Source organism: Burkholderia sp. YHN3-13, from assembly GCF_055810675.1.
The window spans coordinates 544016-558658 of record NZ_JBVVNQ010000002.1 but is presented as its reverse complement, the minus strand read 5'-3'; the positions used below and the strand labels follow the sequence as shown (position 1 = coordinate 558658).

Annotated in this window: 12 protein-coding genes; 9 read left to right on the top strand and 3 right to left on the bottom strand. The window is 68.7% G+C overall.

Annotated features, from left to right (window positions below; all coding sequences use genetic code 11):
• Nucleotides 1–132 precede the first annotated feature (132 nt).
• From AC0KUR_RS07400 to fdhA, 8 genes are all read left to right on the top strand, one after another.
• Nucleotides 133–1035: an alpha/beta fold hydrolase gene (locus tag AC0KUR_RS07400; protein WP_034186072.1), complete on the top strand. Its 903-nt coding sequence runs from the start codon at nucleotides 133–135 to the stop codon at nucleotides 1033–1035.
• Between the two features lie 67 nt (nucleotides 1036–1102).
• Complete coding sequence (locus AC0KUR_RS07395; protein ID WP_034186073.1) at nucleotides 1103–1672, top strand: methyltransferase family protein; 570 nt, start codon at nucleotides 1103–1105, stop codon at nucleotides 1670–1672.
• A gap of 17 nt (nucleotides 1673–1689) precedes the next feature.
• A complete protein-coding gene (locus tag AC0KUR_RS07390) occupies nucleotides 1690–2973 on the top strand; it encodes a glycosyltransferase (RefSeq protein ID WP_473375622.1) in 1284 nt (427 codons plus the stop codon).
• Nucleotides 2970–4565, top strand: coding sequence for a DHA2 family efflux MFS transporter permease subunit (locus AC0KUR_RS07385; protein ID WP_069245996.1), 1596 nt, complete (start codon nucleotides 2970–2972; stop codon nucleotides 4563–4565). Before AC0KUR_RS07390 ends, AC0KUR_RS07385 begins: the two co-directional genes overlap by 4 nt.
• Before the next feature lie 10 nt (nucleotides 4566–4575).
• The gene (locus AC0KUR_RS07380) at nucleotides 4576–5514 is read left to right on the top strand and encodes a glycosyltransferase family 2 protein (RefSeq protein ID WP_034186076.1); all 939 of its coding nucleotides are present in this window, start codon (nucleotides 4576–4578) and stop codon (nucleotides 5512–5514) included.
• A 2-nt stretch (nucleotides 5515–5516) separates the two neighbouring features.
• Complete coding sequence (locus tag AC0KUR_RS07375) at nucleotides 5517–7337, top strand: efflux transporter outer membrane subunit (protein ID WP_367190238.1); 1821 nt, start codon at nucleotides 5517–5519, stop codon at nucleotides 7335–7337.
• Complete coding sequence (locus tag AC0KUR_RS07370; RefSeq protein WP_473375621.1) at nucleotides 7337–8527, top strand: hemolysin secretion protein D; 1191 nt, start codon at nucleotides 7337–7339, stop codon at nucleotides 8525–8527. The genes AC0KUR_RS07375 and AC0KUR_RS07370 overlap by 1 nt, the downstream gene beginning before the upstream one ends.
• A gap of 252 nt (nucleotides 8528–8779) precedes the next feature.
• Nucleotides 8780–9976, top strand: coding sequence for a formaldehyde dehydrogenase, glutathione-independent (gene fdhA / locus AC0KUR_RS07365; RefSeq protein ID WP_006488979.1), 1197 nt, complete (start codon nucleotides 8780–8782; stop codon nucleotides 9974–9976).
• A gap of 151 nt (nucleotides 9977–10127) precedes the next feature.
• Here fdhA and AC0KUR_RS07360 read toward each other — a convergent pair whose 3' ends face one another.
• Nucleotides 10128–10886, bottom strand: coding sequence for a hypothetical protein (locus AC0KUR_RS07360; protein ID WP_301742267.1), 759 nt, complete (start codon nucleotides 10884–10886; stop codon nucleotides 10128–10130).
• A gap of 188 nt (nucleotides 10887–11074) precedes the next feature.
• Entirely contained in the window at nucleotides 11075–12496 is a 1422-nt protein-coding gene (locus tag AC0KUR_RS07355; RefSeq protein WP_473375620.1) for an aminotransferase-like domain-containing protein, read from the bottom strand.
• A gap of 269 nt (nucleotides 12497–12765) precedes the next feature.
• Here AC0KUR_RS07355 and AC0KUR_RS07350 point away from each other — a divergent pair, with 269 nt between their 5' ends.
• Nucleotides 12766–14178, top strand: a complete 1413-nt coding sequence (locus AC0KUR_RS07350) for a discoidin domain-containing protein (RefSeq protein ID WP_473375619.1) — start codon at nucleotides 12766–12768, stop codon at nucleotides 14176–14178.
• Here AC0KUR_RS07350 and AC0KUR_RS07345 read toward each other — a convergent pair.
• Nucleotides 14151–14438, bottom strand: a complete 288-nt coding sequence (locus AC0KUR_RS07345) for a hypothetical protein (protein WP_124607595.1) — start codon at nucleotides 14436–14438, stop codon at nucleotides 14151–14153. The two genes, AC0KUR_RS07350 and AC0KUR_RS07345, sit on opposite strands and share 28 nt — an antisense overlap.
• Between the last annotated feature and the right edge of the window lie 205 nt (nucleotides 14439–14643).

Here is a 14643-nt window from a genome sequence, read left to right as displayed (position 1 = left end):
GAGCGCCGCCGGCATTTGCCGCGGTGCGTCGGCAATGGGCGCGATGACGGATCGCGCACGGGGCCGTCACCTGTCATTGCGCACCTGCAGCATGCCGCGACGTCGAGACGCCGCATCCACCGGAGAACGACGATGCCGACCGAAAAACACGTAGTCCCGCTACCGAATGGCCTGAAGGTCTATGTCGAACGGAACGTGTTCGACCCGGCGTTCGACACCGCGATGCTCGTCAACGGCGCGCTCGCGACGACGGCGTCGTTCGGGCAGACCGTCCAGTACCTCGGCGAGCGGATGAACACGATCTGCTTCGATCTGCCGTATGCGGGCCAGTCGCGTCAGTACAACCCGGGTTGCTGCATCCTGACCAAGGACGACGAAGCCGCGATCCTCCAGTACCTGGTCGAGCATTTCGCGCCGGCGTTCCTCGTGTCGGTGTCGTGGGGCGGCGTCGCGTCGCTGTTCGCGCTCGCGCGCGGCTGCCCGAGCGTGCGTCGCGCGGCGATCTGCTCGTTCTCGCCGTTCCTGAACGACGCGATGGTCGACTACGTGACGCGTGCCCGCGATCACATCGCGGCCGGCGAGAACCTGAAGGCCGCGCAGCTGCTGAACGACACCGTCGGCCGCTACCTGCCGCGCATCATGAAGCTGTACAACTACCGGTATCTCACGCGCCTGCCGCGCGACGAGCAGGACCAGGTCGCGTTCCACGTCGACCAGATCCTGTCGCTGCGGCCCGAGCGCTACTTCAGCGAGTTCTCGAACATCGGCTGCGAGCTGCTGTTCCTGAACGGCGAGCGCGACGAATACACGACGCCGGCCGACGTGCGCCAGCTCGGCGCGCACGTGTCGCGCGCACGGTTCGCGACGGTGCCGGACGCCGGCCATTTCCTCGACATCGAAGGCCGCGCGCAGCGCGAATGCACGCGCACGGCGCTGCTCGAGTTCTTCTGCGGCGAGGCCAGCGTCGCGGCCGGCATGGCGCGCGCCGCCGCGCATGCGTGCGTGCCCGCGCCGATGCACGCGCTGTCGTCGTGACGCCAACCGTCGTGCACCGGGTTCGCCCCGCACATCCGAATTCCCATCCCAACGAGGCAGGCCAGCCGTGAATATCGTTCAGACCATCGCCATCGTCGTTCCATGGGCCGCATGGCTCGCTTACTGGATCGCCACGTCGCAGGGCGTGAAGACGACCGTGCGCAAGGAAGCGTCGCGCTCGCGCACGCTGCAGTCGATTCCGCTGATCGTCGGCGGCGCGCTGATCATCCTGCCCGATCCGTCGTGGCAGGCGCTCGTGCCCGACTGGCAGCGCTTCGGGCTGCAGGCGCAGTGCGGGCTTGCGGTGCTGGCGGCCGGTCTGTTGTTCTCGGTGTGGGCGCGGTTGCATCTCGGCACCAACTGGAGCGTGTCGGTCACGCTGAAGGAGAACCACGAGCTCGTCCGCACGGGGCCGTACGCGTTGGTGCGCCACCCGATCTATACGGGCTGCCTGGTCGCGCTCGCCGGCGCCGCGCTGATCGGCGGCGAATGGCGCGGCGCGGTCGGCGTGCTGCTCGTGTTCGCGTCGCTCGCGTACAAGGTGCGCGTCGAGGAGAGCTGGCTCACCGGTCATTTCGGGCCGGCGTACACGCAGTACCGCCGCGAAGTGGCGGCGCTGATCCCCGGTTTCTACTGACCTCCGCGAGGCGCGCGATGGCGAAGATGATCGTGACCGCGATCGGCTCGGCGGGCGACGTGCATCCGCTGCTCGGTGTCGCGCGCACGCTCGCGGCGCGCGGTCACGACGTGGTGTTCTGCACGCACGCGCCGTTCGAGGCGGCCGTGCGCCGCTGCGGGTTCGCGTTCGTGCCGGTCGGTACCGCGGCCGAATACGACGCCGCGATGGAGAACCCGGCACTGTGGGATCCGCGCACGTCGTTCCGCACGCTGTGGCAGGTGATCGCGCCGACGCTGCGCCCGCATTACGACGCGCTGCATGCGCTGACCGATGCCGACACGGTGCTCGTCGGCACGCTGTGGGCGTTCTCCGCGCGCTTCATGCAGGAACTGCATGGCACGCCTTACGTGTCGGTGCAGGTGTCGCCGTCGACGCTGCTGTCCGCGCATGCGCCGCCGACGCACCCGCGCCTGACGATTCCCGCGCGCTGGCCGCTGCCGGTGAAATCGGCGCTGATGACGCTGATCGAGCGCCAGGTGCTCGATCGTGTGTGCGGCCCGGCGCTCGACGCGGTGCGCCGCGATCTCGGGCTCGCGCCCGCGCGGCGCGTGCTCGGCCGCTGGCTGCACTCGACCGACGGCGTGCTGTGCCTGTTTCCCGCCTGGTTCGCGCCGCCGCAGCCCGATTGGCCGTCGAACCATCTGCAAAGCGGTTTTCCGCTGTTCAACGATATTGCGACGCCCGACGATGATGTGGCACTCGATGCGTTTCTCGCGGCCGGCGAGCCCCCGGTCGTGTTCACGGCCGGTTCGACCCGCGTCGATCACGCGGCCTACGCGCGCGCGGTGGCGGACGCGCTGCGCGCGACCGGCGCGCGCGGGATCCTGCTGACGCCGCACGATGCGGCGCCGGGCGGCGAGCGGCTGCTCGTGCGCCGCTTCGTGCCGATGCGTACGCTGCTGCCGCGTTGCCGCGCGCTCGTGCATCACGGCGGGATCGGCACCGCGGCGCTCGCGTGCGAGGCGGGGATCGTGCAGGTCGTCACGCCGTTCGCGCACGACCAGTTCGACAACGCGCAACGCGTCGTCGCGAACGGCTGCGGCGTGCGCGTCGACGGCCCGGTCGACGGTGCGCGGCTCGGCGCGGCGCTCGCTCGCGCGCTCGACGAACCGGCGTTCGCGGTGCATGCGAAGCGCATGCGCGCGCTGCTCGCGGCCGCGCCGGACGGTTGCGAGGCGGCCGCCGATTTCATCGAACGATTCGTGCCGAAGCGCGGCCGGCTGGCCGCGCGGGCCGATCTCGCGGCGGCCGGCGCATGAGCACCGCGTCGCCGCTTCACGACGGGCCGGTCGCGCCGTCCGCGTTCGACACGCCCGCGCCCGCGCCGGCCGCGCAGCCGGTGCGCGGCATCCGCCTCGCGCTGCTGACGTTCGCGCTGTCGCTCGCGACCTTCATCGAGGTGCTCGATTCGACCGTGACGAACGTCGCGGTGCCGGCGATCTCCGGCAGTCTCGGCGTATCGAACAGCCAGGGTACGTGGGTGATCAGCTCGTACTCGGTCGCGGCGGCGATCGCGGTGCCGCTGACGGGCTGGCTCGCGCGCCGCGTCGGCGAGCTGCGGCTGTTCGTCGGCGCGGTGCTGCTGTTCACGCTCACGTCCCTGCTGTGCGGGCTGGCGCGCGACCTGCACGTGCTGGTGATCTGCCGCGCGCTCCAGGGGCTGTGTTCCGGGCCGATGGTGCCGCTGTCGCAGACGATCCTGCTGCGCACGTTCCCGCCGGACAAGCGCACGATCGCGCTCGCGCTGTGGGCGATGACCGTGCTGCTCGCGCCGATCTTCGGGCCGGTGGTCGGCGGCTGGATCGTCGACAACTTCTCGTGGCCGTGGATCTTCCTGATCAACCTGCCGATCGGGCTGTTCTCGTTCGCGGTGTGCACCGCGATGCTGCGCCCCGACGCGCAACGCGGCGCGGCCGGTCCGATCGACGTGCCGGGCATCGTGCTGCTCGTGATCGGCGTCGGTTCGCTGCAGGCGATGCTCGACCTCGGCCACGACCGCGGCTGGTTCGGTTCGCCGCTGATCGTCACGCTGGCGGTGGTCGCGACGCTCGCGATCGTGTCGCTGCTGATCTGGGAAGCGGGCGAGGCGCACCCCGTCGTCGATCTCAGCCTGTTTCGCGACCGCACGTTCTCGTTCTGCGTGCTGATCATCTCGCTGGGGATGATGAGCTTCTCGGTGGTCGGCGTCGTGTTCCCGCTGTGGATGCAGGCCGTGATGGGCTACAACGCGTTTCACGCGGGGCTCGCGACCGCATCGCTCGGCGTGCTCGCGCTCGTGTTCTCGATACTCGTCGGGATTCACGCGCACCGCTTCGACGCGCGCGTGCTCGCGACCTTCGGCTTCCTCGTGTTCGCTGCCGTGCTCGCGTGGGATGCGCACTTCACGCTGAAGATGACGTTCGCGCAGATCGCGGCGCCGGGGCTGATCCAGGGGATCGGGCTGCCGTGCTTCTTCATTCCGCTGACCGCGGCGACGCTGTCGCGCATTCCGGACGACCGGCTCGCCGCCGCGTCGAGCCTGTCGAACTTCCTGCGCACGCTGTCCGCCGCGTTCGGCACCGCGATGAGCGTCACGCTGTGGGAAAACCGCGCGACCTATCACTACGACACCGTGTCGCAATCGGTCACGCACGCGTCGGCGAACACGCAGCGCTTCGTGCACGCGCTGAACGCGATGGGCGTGGACGGCGTGCGCGAGTTGTCCACGCTGCACCACGTCGTGATGCAGCAGGCGTACATGATGGCGACCAACGACATGTTCTGGATGGCGAGCATGACGTGTCTCGCACTCGCGGCGATGATGTGGCTGACGCGGCCGAAGCGCGGCGCGGCCGCGTCGTTCGGGCATTGAGGAGAAGACCATGACGACACTCGGCGCACTCGTGATCCTGTATCACCCGAGCGATGCGCAGCTCGACGCGCTCCGTGCGTGGCGGCACGCGTGCGATGCGCTGCTCGTCGTCGACAACACGCCGCGGCCCGATGCGCGGGCGCGCGCGCTGTGCGACAGGGAAGGCATCGCGCTGCTGCATCACGGCAATCGCGGCGGGATCGCGGGCGCGTACAACGCGGGGCTCGCGGCGCTGTTTCGCGATCGCATCGACGCCGTCGCGCTGTTCGACCAGGATTCGTCGGTGCCGGCCGCCTATTTCCCGGTGATGCGCGACGTCTGTGCGGGGCTCGCGGGGCGCGCGTTCCTGGCCGGCCCGCGCATCTTCGACGAAAACGCGCGCAGCTTCCTGCCCGAACTCGCGACGAACGGCATCGGCCTGCGCCGCCTGCGCATCGAGCCGGGCGCGCCGCTGCAGCGCTGCGCGTTCCTGATCTCGTCGGGCTGCGTCGTGTCGCGCGACGCGTTCGACCTGCTCGGCCGCTTCGACGAGACGCTGTTCATCGATCACGTCGACACCGAATACAGTTTCCGCGCGCTGTCGCGCAACGTGCCGCTCTATGTCGTGCCGTCGCTGGTGCTGCCGCACCGGATCGGCGCGAAGCAGCGGCACGCGATCGGCCCTTTTGAAATGACGTCGATGAATCATTCGTGGCAACGGCGCTACTACAGCGCACGCAACGCGGTGCAGCTCGGGATGCAGTACGGGCTGCGCTTTCCGGTGGCGATCGTGCCGAACCTGCTGACCGTGTGGCAGGTCGTGCAGATCGCGCTCGTCGAGCGCGACAAGCGCGCGAAGCTGGCCGGCATCCTGTTCGGCGTCGCGGACGGCCTGTTCGGCCGGCTCGGCCCGCTCGAACGCACGCGGCCGCGTCTGGCCGCGCGTGCGCAGCGCGTTCGGCAGGGGTGACGATGCGGCGTTCGAGGAAAGCGGCGGGGCCGGCGCGCGGCGTGAGGGGCGGCGCGACGATCGCGGCGGCGGCCGCGCTGCTCGCGTTGAGCGGATGCGTGCCGTCGGGGTTCCTGCCTTCGCTGTCGCTGCGTGCGCCGGCCGACGACGCGCTCGCGCATACGGCCGGGCCCGGTGCGAACGGCGCATGGCCGGCACCGGACTGGGTGAAGCAGCTCCAGGATCCGCAGCTCGACGATCTGGTGGCCGAGGCGTCGCGGAACAGTCCCGATGTGCAGGTCGCACAGGCGCGGTTGCGGATCGCACAGGCACAGCTTCAGCAATTCGATTCGCTGACCGGGTTGACGGGCACGGCCGGCGCCACGATCAGCCGCGCGCGGATGCCGAAGCCGGGCGACATCGCCGACGTGACGGCCGGCGGCTATCGCGTGCCGGTGCAGATCTTCGGCGATCCGAACGTATCGCCGTCGTCGATCTTCGTCGGCCTGAACTACCAGCTCGACCTGTGGGGCAAGAACCGCGCGGCGACCAGGAGCCTGATGTCGCTGCGCGACGCGGCCGGCGTCGAAGCGGAGCAGGTGCGGCTGACGCTCGCCGTCGCGATCGTCACCGTGTACTGCCAGCTCGACCAGGCGTACGCGGTGCGCGACCTGTTGCAGCAGAAGCTCGCGATCAGCCAGCGCGTGACGGCCGTGCTGCGCGAGCGCACCGCGCGCGGCCTCGACAACGCGTACGACGCGAGCGACGCGTCGATCAAGCGCAGCCGCCTGCTCGAACAGATCGCGCTGAACGACGAGCAGATCAAGCTCGCGCAACTGCAGCTCGGCGTGTTGTCGGGCCGCGGCCCGGAGCGCGGGCTCGCGCTGCAGCGGCCGCGCGTCGGCGCGTTCGCGGGCGGCGCCGTGCCCGCCAGGCTGCCGGCCGATCTGCTCGGCCGCCGGCCCGACATCGTCGCCGCGCGGCTGCGCGTCGAAGCCGCGTTCGCGAATGCCGATTCGACGCGCGCGCAGTTCTATCCGGACGTGAACCTCGTCGCGCTCGGCGGCGTGTTCGCGCTGACGCCCGCGTCGCTGTTCTCGCGCGATTCGCTCGCGGGCTCCGTCGGCCCGGCGATCTCGCTGCCGATCTTCGATCGCGGCCGGCTGAAGGCGAAGCTTGGCGCGGACGTCGCGCAGGCCGACGTCGCGATCGGGCTGTACAACAAGACCGTCGACGACGCGCTCGGGCAGGTCGCGCAGCTCGTCACGTCGTTGCAGACGTCGCAGACGCTCGTCGCGCAGCAACAGGACGCGGTCGCGGCCGCGCAGAAGATCGTGCAGATCGCGGCCGACCGCCACCGGCGCGGCGTGCTGATGCAGAAGGACGTCGATGTCGCGGATCTCACGCTGATCGACGAGCGCACGCAGATGATCGCGTTGCTCGGCCGGCAGCGGGCGTTGCGCGTCGGTCTGATCGGCGCGCTCGGCGGCGGGTTCGATGCGGGCGCAACGGTGGCGCAGGCGCCGGCCGTGCATCGGGCGCGCAGCGGGGCGGCCAGGCGCGGGGCGCCGGCTCCGGTGGCGTCTGCCGCGGCGAACCGCGCCGCGGCGGGCGCACCGTCGAGCGATGCGCGTACGGGGAGCGCGTCCCTGTCACCGGCCGCTACCGTCGCAAGTGTCGCGGCCGTGCCTGCAACCGCACCCGTGCGGCGTGACGACGCGGCGTTGCGCGGCACGCCGGTTCTGGCGCGCACGGCAGCGACGAACGCGGCGCCGGCCCCGTCGGTTACCCAGCCGATCCCCTTGTTCCAGCACGATCGACTGATCGTCACGCAAAGCGACTGATGCACCACGACAACCTTCATACCGCCGCGCCGCCGGCCGCACCGACCGATCCGGCCCTCGATGCGCGCCGCGCGACGCGCCGCAAGCGCTTCACGGTGTTCTTCGCGATCGTGCTGCTGGCCGCGATCGCGTGGATCGTTTACTGGCTGTTGAGCGACCGCTACTACGAAGACACCGACGACGCATACGTCGCGGGCAGCATCGTGCAGGTTGCCGCGCAGATCCCGGGCGCGGTGACCGACGTGCTGGTGGCCGATACGCAGGCCGTGCGCGCCGGGCAGATGCTCGTGAAGCTCGACGACACCGAGGCGTCCGTCGCGTTCGCGCAGGCGAAGGCGCAGCTCGCGCAGGCCGTGCGGCAGGTTGCGAACGCGAGGATTTCGAACACGATGTACGTCGAGGCCGTGAATGCGCGGCGCGCCGATCTGTCGCTCGCGCAGCGCGCGCTTGCCGCCCGCTCGGGCGCGTCGGTCGAGATCGTTGCGCCCGAGGAACTCGCGCGTGCGCGCGCGGCGGTGGCCGGCGCGCAGGCGAACCTCGCGGCCGCGCAGGCCCAGCTCGACGCGGCGCGCGCGCTCGGCAGCAAGCTGCCCGTCGACGAAAGCCCGGCCGTCGTGCAGGCGGCCGCGCAGTTCAAGCTCGCGTACCGCAACCTGAAGCGCACGACGATCGTCGCGCCCGTCGACGGTACGATCGGGCAGCGCTCGGTACAGGTCGGCCAGCAGGTCGGGCCCGGCGTGCCGCTGATGTCGATTGTGCAACTCAACCGGCTGTGGATCGAGGCGAATTTCAAGGAAGGGCAGATCCGCCACATGCGCGTTGGCCAGCCGGTCGAGGTCGTGTCGGATCTCTACGGCTCGCGGATCACTTATCGCGGCCGCGTGCAGGGCTTCTCGGCCGGTACGGGCAGCGCTTTCTCGATGCTGCCGTCGCAGAACGCGGCCGGCAACTGGATCAAGGTCGTGCAGCGCGTGCCGGTCGTGATCGCGCTCGATGCCCGCGATCTCGCCGCGCATCCGCTGCGCGTCGGGCTGTCGATGCGTGCGACGGTCGACACGCACGACCGCAACGGCCATGCGCTCGACAGCGAGCCGCCGACGCCGGCCGTCAGCACGCGCGTGCACGATGGCGTCGCGAGCGACGCGGAGGCGGCGGCCGCTTCGATCGTCCGCGAGAATCTGGGCGGGTAGCGCCCGTCGCGGAAAGGGGTAGAGCCGGCCGCGAGGGCCGGTCCGACCCCCGCGCGTCCGGTCCGGATCCTGCCCGGCGGTTCCCGTCCGACTTTCGTATTTCCGCCATCGATGTCGGCGTCGATCAAACGCATGTCGCGTTTGAGACATCGGCGCCCCTGCCTCCGGGACTACTCTCGAACAGCACGTCGCGCGTGCGCCGTACGAGCCGGCGCGCCGCGGCGTCATCCAACGAGACATGGAGACAATACGATGAGCAGCAATCGAGGTGTCGTCTATCTTGGACCGGGCCAGGTCGAAGTCCAGAAAATCGATTATCCGAAAATGGTCGACCCGAGCGGCCGCGCGATCGGCCACGGCGTGATCCTGAAAGTCGTCAGCACGAACATCTGCGGCTCCGACCAGCACATGGTGCGCGGCCGCACGACCGCACCGGTCGGCCTCGTGCTCGGTCACGAGATCACCGGCGAAGTGGTCGAGGTGGGCCGCGACGTCGAGACGCTGAAGCTCGGCGATCTCGTGTCGGTGCCGTTCAACGTGGCCTGCGGCCGCTGCGCGATGTGCAAGGACACGCATACGGGCGTGTGCCTGAACGTGAACCCGTCGCGCGCCGGCGGCGCTTACGGCTACGTCGACATGGGCGGCTGGATCGGCGGCCAGGCCGAGTACGTGCTTGTGCCGTACGCCGATTTCAACCTGCTGAAATTCCCGGACCGCGACCAGGCGATGGCGAAGATCCGCGACCTGACCTGCCTGTCCGACATTCTGCCGACCGGTTATCACGGTGCGGTGAGCGCGGGCGTGAAGCCGGGCTCGACGGTCTATATCGCGGGCGCGGGCCCGGTCGGCATGGCCGCTGCGGCGTCGGCCCGCCTGCTCGGCGCGGCCGTCACGATCGTCGGCGACATGAACGCGGAACGGCTCGCGCATGCGCGCGCGATGGGCTTCGAGACGGTCGACCTGTCGAAGGACGCATCGCTCGGCGAGCAGATCGAGCAGATCCTCGGCGTGCCCGAGATCGACTGCGCGGTCGACTGCGTCGGCTTCGAGGCGCACGGCCACGGTTCGTCGGGCCACGCGGAGGAAGCGCCCGCGACGGTGCTGAACTCGCTGATGGAAATCACGCGGCCGGCCGGCGCGATCGGCATCCCGGGCCTGTACGTGACGGACGATCCGGGCGCGAAGGACAAGGCCGCGCAGCACGGCAGCCTGAGCATCCGTTTCGGCCTCGGCTGGGCGAAGTCGCACTCGTTCTTCACGGGCCAGACGCCGGTGCTGAAGTACAACCGCAACCTGATGCAGGCGATCCTGTTCGACCGGCTGCCGATCGCGAAGATCGTCAACGTCGAGGTGATTTCGCTCGACCAGGCGCCGGAAGGCTACAAGAAGTTCGACGGCGGCGCGCCGCGCAAATTCGTCATCGACCCGCACGGGTTGCTGGCGGCCTGATGCGCTAGCGTTCGTTCGCTGCGCATCGAAGGAAACGGGCGGCTCCGGAAACGGGCCGCCCGTTTTTGTTGCGGGCCCGAGGCGATCGAGGGGGGGGGCGGAAGATCGGTTCGGAACGCGAATCGTCCAGTGCGAGCGGCGAGGCCCGCGCTCAGTGGCCGCGATAGAGTTTCGCGATCTCGGCGTGGCCGGATGCGGTGTACCGCCGGTGGCGAACAGGCAGGCTCACGCGACGCATCGGATGCGTGCGATGCGCGGCATCGCGGCTGCTTTTCCAGTCCGCCACGCGAACCGTGTCGGCGCGTTTCCGGTCGGGGGCGCGCATCGACGGCGCGGCCTGTGCAACCTGCATCTTGCTTGCCGGCGGAGTGGCGTTCGCGTCGCCGCGGGGCGGAATGGCCGCCTGCTGCGCGCCGTCAGTCGAATGAAACGGATAGGCCGGCGCCGGCAACACGGGCAGCACCGGATCGTTCGCCGCAAGCGGATGCGTCTCGGTCGCCGACGCGGACGGTGCGCCGGATCCTTTACAGACGGGATCGGTCTTGCAGGTGCGGTCGACCATCACATAACCGCCGACCAGCAGCACGAGTGTCACGATGCTCAGGATCGGTGCGCTCGACGCGCTCGGCTGCCGGAAGGCCGCGTCGCGCAACGTACGCGCGATGCGCGACGGCCACGTGTGTGAGGATCGCCGCGCATGCATCGCGTGTGCGTGGCGGGGCGTGCTGCGAACCGGATCGAACGGCCAGTCCCATTGGCCGCAGACGGGGCAATGCTCGAGTGCGTGGAGAGCCACGAAACCGCATTCCCTGCAGCGGCAAGCGGTGCACGGTCGCGATTCGACGCGCGCATTCAGCACGGCGCGCCACGCATCGCGCGCGCGAACGTGCCGGTTGGGCAGGACGCGCATCGTCAGCGGCGGGCGGGCGCCGCCGCCGGAGCACATGCTGGCCGTCGCTCGCAGTCGGTGTTCATGCGATTCTCCATAACATCGGACTTGTGGAACCCGTTCGTCCGCGGCTACCCGACGTTCATTCTTGGCCGGTTGCACGCGAAACGCAAGGACGATGTCGGTCGTCGCGGGCCGCATGTTTCGCGCTAACCGTCGTGTCGTTGCCGGGCCGCGAGCGTTCCGACGGTCTCCATCGCGCGCTCGACGGCCGGCGTCCACGGCCGGCCGTAGTTGAGCCGCAGGTAGCGGCGGAATCCGCCGGTCGCGGAAAAGATCGGCCCCGGCGCGATGCTGACGCCGCTTTCCATGGCAGCGTCGAACAGGTGCATCGCATCGACGTGCGGCGGCAGTTCGATCCATAGAAAATACCCGCCGCGCGGCGCGAACACTTCGGTGTCCGCCGGAAAATAGGCCCGTACGGCCGAGAGCATCTGCGCCTGGTGCGCGGCGAGATTGCGTCGCAGCTTGCGCAGGAAGCGGTCGTATGCGCCGTCGCGCAGGTAGCTCGAAATCGCCAGTTGCGCAGGCACGTCGGCAGCCGGCGCGCGCGTGATCTGGGCCTGCCGGATCTGCTGCGCGAAGCGTCCCGCCGCGACCCAGCCGATCCGGAACCCGGGCGCGAGGCACTTCGAGAACGACCCGCAATGCAGCACGAGCCCGCTGTCGTCATACAGTTTCGCGGGCCGCGTCGGCGACGGGCCGAAATGCAGCTCGCCATACACGTCGTCCTCGATCAGCGGCACGCCGCGCGACGCGAGCAGGTCGATCAGCGCGCGTTTGCGTTCTTCGGTCAACGTCGCGCCGGTCGGGTTGTGGAACGACGTCATGAACCAGCACGCGCGTACCGGATGCGCGTCGAGCGCCGCGGCAAGCGCATCGAGGTCGAGGCCCGCGCGCGGGTCGACCGGAATCTCGACGGCCTTCAGGTGCAGGCGCTGCACGGTCTGCAGCACCGCGTGGAACGCGGGCCGTTCGATCGCGACGAGGTCGCCGGGGCGCGTCAGCGCCTGCAGGCTGAGCGTCAGCGCTTCGAGCGCGCCGGTCGTGATGACGATTTCGTCCATCGGCAATGCGGCGCCCGCGTTCAGGTAACGCAGGGCAATCTGTCGTCGCAATGCATCGTTGCCGGGCGGCAATCCCGACAGCAGTTTCGTGAGGTCCATGTTGCGGGCCGCGGACGCGACGTGACGCCACAGGCTGCTCATCGGGAACAGCGAATAGCTGGCGAACGCCGAGCCGAGCGGCACGACGTCCTCGCGTCGGAGGGAGTCGAGCAGGCGGAACAGCACGTCTTTTTCGCCGGTTGGCGCGGTGCCCGGCTTGCGCGGCGGATCGTGGCCGAACCGCACGTGCTTGTCGTCGAGGTCCGCCACGAAATAGCCGGACCGTGCCCGCGCGACGATCAGACCCTCGCTTTCGAGCGCGTAGTACGCGCGAAACACGGTGGATGGACTGACCCGATGCGCGCGGCATGCCGCGCGCACGGTGGGGATACGCTCGCCGGCTGCCAGGTCGCCGCGCCGGATCGCGTCGGCGATCGTCTGTGCCAGCGCCGCATATCGCTTCATGCCTGCCCCCCGGCCGCTCGAAGCCTCGCTGAAAAACAGAGTAGGGCACGGCACCCGTCGCGTGCAAGCGCGCCCCCAATCGCTGATCCGCATGTTTTTTGAGTGCTCTGATGCTGTTCTTTCGTCTGATAAACGGGCATTCTCCAGCACGTTCCATTCCCGATGACCGACCGAGACGGAATCCACGCCGTACGGCCGTGGCTCCATGACCCAGTGGCGTGCGCGGGTTCTCGTCCGCGGCATCCTGACCCTACTCGGAAGCATCCAGCGTGAAATTGAAAACTCTCGTCGCCGGTCTCGTGGCCGGCCTCGCCCTCAACCTGTTCAGCGGCGCCGCAGCCGCAACCTGTACCAGCAATCCCGCCGCCCAGCCGAACGCGACGTTTCCCGCCGCGTTGACCGGCAAGCTTGTCTATCACAGCTATGTCAAGTACGGAGACGGCACGAGCCAGCTGTTCCTCTACGATTTTTCGGCGCATACGCTGACGCAGTTGAGCAAGAGCACGTGGGGCATCACCGATCCGATGAACGGCGTGTTCAGCCCCGACGGCAAGTGGCTCGCGTTCATGGGCATCAGCAACGGCGCATGGAACGTCTTCATGCTGCAGCTCGGCGCCGGCACGCCGCCCGTCAACATGACGAACAGCACGGGCGCCACGCGCAACGAAGACCCGAAGTTCAGCGCGGACGGCAAGACGCTCGTGTTCAAGCAGAACGGCGACATCAAGCAGGCGACGCTGTCGTATACGAGCGCGGGCCCGGCGTTCACGTCGGTGGTGAGCCTGACGAACGCGCCGGCCGGCGCCGAGTATTCGATGCCGTTCCTCGCGCCGGACGCGAGCGCCGTGTACTACGCGACCGGCACCGGCTCGAGCATGGGGCTGATGAAGCGCACGATCGCGACCGGCGCGACCGCCGTGTTCGATCATCCGGCCGGGCTGCAGACGTACTACCCGATCGTGCGTGCGGACGGCATGGTGTACTACGCGCGCTGGAAGGACAGCGGCGGGGCCGACCAGATCTATGCGAAGACGGCCGACCCGGCGTCGGTGCCGAATGCGCTGGCGCTCAACGACTGCATGAGCAACAACTCGGATCCGGCGCCGGCGAGCGGCACGAACTACCTGTTCTTCTCGTCGACGACCGCGGGCGGCTATCAGCTTTATGTGGGCGACGTGACGACCGGCCAGCGCTGGAGCCTGTCGCAGTTCGGCGTGAACGCCGACACGACGAAGGCGAAGCTCGGGTCGAGCTATTACGGCGGGCCGTCCACCGCCCAGATGACGCTGCTGTCGCAGGGCCGTCCGGCCGCGGCGTCGGCGAGCTACAACGCGTCGTTCACGGCGGACAAGGCGTTCGACGGCAACGCGACGGGCACGCGCTGGGATTCGCCGGAAGGCGCGGGCGTCGATCCGCAATGGGTCTCGGTCGATCTCGGCGCGACGAAGCACATCGATCACGTCGACCTGTACTGGGATGCGGGCGCGCTTGTCTATCAGATCCAGACATCGAACGACAACGTCAACTGGACGACGCTCTATTCGACGAGCAACGGCGGTTCATATAACCACGTCACGCTGCCGAATCTCAACGGAAGCGGTCGTTACGTGCGGATGCTCGGCACGAAGCGCGCGACGCAGTGGGGCTATTCGCTCTACGAAATGCAGGTGTGGGGATCGTAAGCGCGGGAAGAAATCAGTCTGGCAAACCGGATGCCGTTCAGTTGATGAAACTGAACGGCATTTTTGTTTTTTGAGATCGTGACCTGCGGTGAAGACCCGCGCAGGATTCGCGTAAAAACGCCGCCCGACACTTTGCGATCCTGCGTCGCATCTGCCGGAACCTGTTCGAAGCGGATACGACGACCAGGTCCGGCATCAAGAACCGACGGCCCGAAGCGGGTGCGGGCGACGGTTACCGTGCTCCGTTTATAACGTTTCACGTAATGGCTCGGGAGTGCAGCCGGAAATTTCAAATATCGTACTTGTACTATTTATTTTCAAGAAAATATAGTTCGAGTTCCATAGATCGCAGATAGAGCGATCCCTAAAATTGCATACAAGAAATCGATATCGCTGTGCGACGTCTTCCGGAAAGCGGGACGACGATGGGGGATGGGGTTTGACGCGAGCTGTACGAATGTAATC